Here is a 2,946-nt window from a genome sequence, read left to right on the forward strand (position 1 = left end):
CGAATCCGCCAAACCAGTTATTTCTCGATTGCTTTCTTCGCAAGAAATGGCGCCAGACCGCCCATCCGGTGAGCATGGCGACGCATAACCCCTGGTTCAAGGGGCGCACCATAGGCAGGCCACCACGGCCCGGCCTGAGGATCGCTACAGTAGATCTCATCAGCTGGGGTCTGGCGGCCGGCCATTGACGCCCATTCAGCCCGAACGCTTGGCAACACAGCCTATTCACTCCGATCCGTCAACTAGTCCTGATTCCCAAAACGATTTCCAATGCCGAAGGGCACGAGTTCCAGCCTGCTGCGACTATTCGCGCAAGGCGCATGTGTTCAACATCGGCCTTTTTACAGCAGTTGCCTCAGAGTTTCGAGGGTATGGCGCAGGACCTTTTCGAAGAGGGGAATACCATGGAACAAGATCGACCTACAGCAAAACCGCGAATTCAATGGCTGTGGTGGGTAATTACAGTCCTGCTTGGCGTTGGGCTAGCCATTGACATAAATGACGGCCTGCCTCTCAAAATCGCTACCAGCGCGCTTCTTTTTATTGCATGCTTCATGTCTGCACTGACCCCGCCTCCTCGAGAAAGAAAGTCAGAAGCGATCATTATCTGCTGCTTCGGGCTGGCGATACTTCTGGTCGTTTATCGGGCCATTGGGCCCGGGCTCTAGGTAGCCTGGCGTTGCTGCCCAGTTCCTAGCTCGAGCTGAGCCCCAACGGCATGTCACCAGGCTCACGAGGCGGTGTTTCCGCTCTACCGCCTCGAGGGCCTTGTGAAATGCCGTCTGGGCCCGTACAGCCTTTGAGCCGCGCATTTCCCGCCCTGGCATTGTCAGCTTGCGCGTACGCGCTCGCTCTGCGTGGCGGTGGGCACACAGGCGCTCTGGCTGGCCGGTCTGCAACTCGGTGCGCCCGTGGAACGCGTCTTCTTGGGTTCGCCCACCCCGCCAGCGTGGCCGGTCAACCCGTATTGGCGAACCGGGCCGCCGCCTCCCTTTCGGCCTTTACGCGGCCTCTCGTTCAAGTTGCCTGGTCTGCCCTGGCCCACCGTGCCTTCGGCAAGGCTGCGCATGACCCTTGGCTCAGCCGAGCCCGAAACGGCACGCCAGCCGGGAACGCTGGCCATCTTCAATTTGCAGGAACACACACATGCTTGAAGGCTCATGTCACTGCGGATCAGCCCGCTGGCAACTGGACGAACTGCCCGAGTCAGCGACGGCTTGCAACTGCACGGCTTGTCGCAGGTACGGTGTACTCTGGGCTTACGGCTACGAAGGCGAGAACGTCAAGGTCGAAGGGCAGACCACCGCGTACGTCCGCGGCGATTCGCTCAGTTTCAACTTCTGTCCAAAGTGCGGTGGCGTCACGCACTGGCGAGCACTGAGGCCAAATGCCGACGGGCGCAGACGAATCGCCGTGAACCTGCGCATGACCGCGCCTGATCCTATAGCTCACGTTCGCATCGACCACTTTGATGGGCTAGAGAGGTGGGAGGACTTGCCGTCGGACGGCAAGTGCATCGAGGACCTCTGGTTCTAACCTCGTGAGTGGCCTAAGCCCACGCTCAAGCTGAGCCCGCCAATTGAATACACGTAGTGCAGTGCGCCGCTCTGTTCTGTACTTATCCCGCGGCGGTTGCCAAGGCTGCCTTGGCCCGCGTCACCTTGGCCAGGATGTCCTTGGCGCTGGCGGTCCAGATGAACGGCTTGGGGTCGATGTTGTGATGGGCGACGTACAGGTCGATGGCCAACTCCAACTCGGCCACGCTGGTGAAGCTATCGCGTCGCAGGCGCTTGTCGGTGATGTCGCGGAAGAAGCGTTCGACCATGTTCAGCCACGAGGCGCTGGTGGGAGTGAAGTGCATGACGAAGCGCGGGTTGCGGGCCAACCACTTCTGCACCTCGGGGTGGCGGTGCGTGGCGTAGTTGTCCACGACCAGATGCAGGCTCAGGTGCTTGGGCGTGCTGCGGTTGATCAGCCGCAGGAACTTCAGCCACTCGCTGTGGCGGTGCCGCGGCTGGCACATCGAGATGACGCTGCCGTCCAGGGTGTTGAGCGCAGCGAACAGCGTGGTCGTGCCATGACGCTTGTAGTCGTGCGTGACGGTGCCGGCACGACCGCGTTTCATCGGCAGGCCCGGCTGCGTGCGGTTCAGCGCCTGGATCTGGCTCTTCTCGTCGCAGCTGAGCACCAGAGCGTGCTCGGGCGGGTTCATGTACAGGCCCACCACGTCCAGCAGCTTGTCCTCGAAGCGCGGATCGCGCGAGAGCTTGAAGGTCTTGGCCAGGTGCGGCTTCAGGCCATTGCTCTGCCAGACGCGACGGATGGTCGTCGCGCCAACGCCCAGGTGCTCGGCCAGCGTGCGCGTGCTCCAGTGCGTGGCGTTGACCGGCTTGTCATGCAGGGTGGCCTGCACGATGCGCGACTCCATCTCCGCCGTGATCGTGGCTGGTCTGCCACTGCGCGGGGCATCCTTGCGCAGCGCGTCGACGCCACCGGCGAGGAATCGCTGGCGCCACAGCGCAACCTGGCGCCGATCCAGGCCAGCCTCGACAGCGATGTCCTTGTTCTGCAGCCCCTGGGCCGCCAGCAGCACCACGAGCGCTCGCTGCTGCAACCGGGCCTCCACCGTACGGCGTTTGGCAAGCATACGAAGCTCCCGCTCGGTGTGCTCATCCAGTTCAATCGTCTTGGCAACTCGCACTGTTCCAGCCTCCTGGAACGTTTGAGTATGTCGGCGCAGTTAAGTTCTACTAATTCACGCGCACTGCACTAGGCGGCTCCCGTCAGCCAGGCGTGGGGCGGCGCGGAGGGCAGGGCGTCAGCGACCCAGTGCCCACAGGCGATGCCATGTGCAGCGGCCTGCGGTGTCGCCGCGACATGCAGTGCCACCTGCACCTGCACGAGCAAGAGCAGCCAGTCGTCATCGGGCTCCCAGCCGGTCCAGCG

The 2,946-nt window shown here is 62.5% G+C and carries 2 protein-coding genes; one reads left to right on the top strand and one right to left on the bottom strand.

Annotated elements, in window-relative coordinates; genetic code table 11:
* Window positions 1–188, top strand: a 188-nt coding sequence (locus tag GPT34_RS17665; protein WP_291015338.1) for a hypothetical protein, incomplete at its 5' end; no start/stop codon positions are given.
* 1,430 nt (window positions 189–1,618) lie between these two features.
* On the opposite strand, the gene GPT34_RS17675 is transcribed toward GPT34_RS17665, so the two are convergent.
* Complete coding sequence (locus GPT34_RS17675; protein WP_291015342.1) at window positions 1,619–2,701, bottom strand: IS630 family transposase; 1,083 nt, start codon at window positions 2,699–2,701, stop codon at window positions 1,619–1,621.
* Between the last annotated feature and the right edge of the window lie 245 nt (window positions 2,702–2,946).

It is taken from the genome of Hydrogenophaga sp., from assembly GCF_011390835.1.
Classification (GTDB): Bacteria; Pseudomonadota; Gammaproteobacteria; order Burkholderiales; family Burkholderiaceae_C; genus Hydrogenophaga.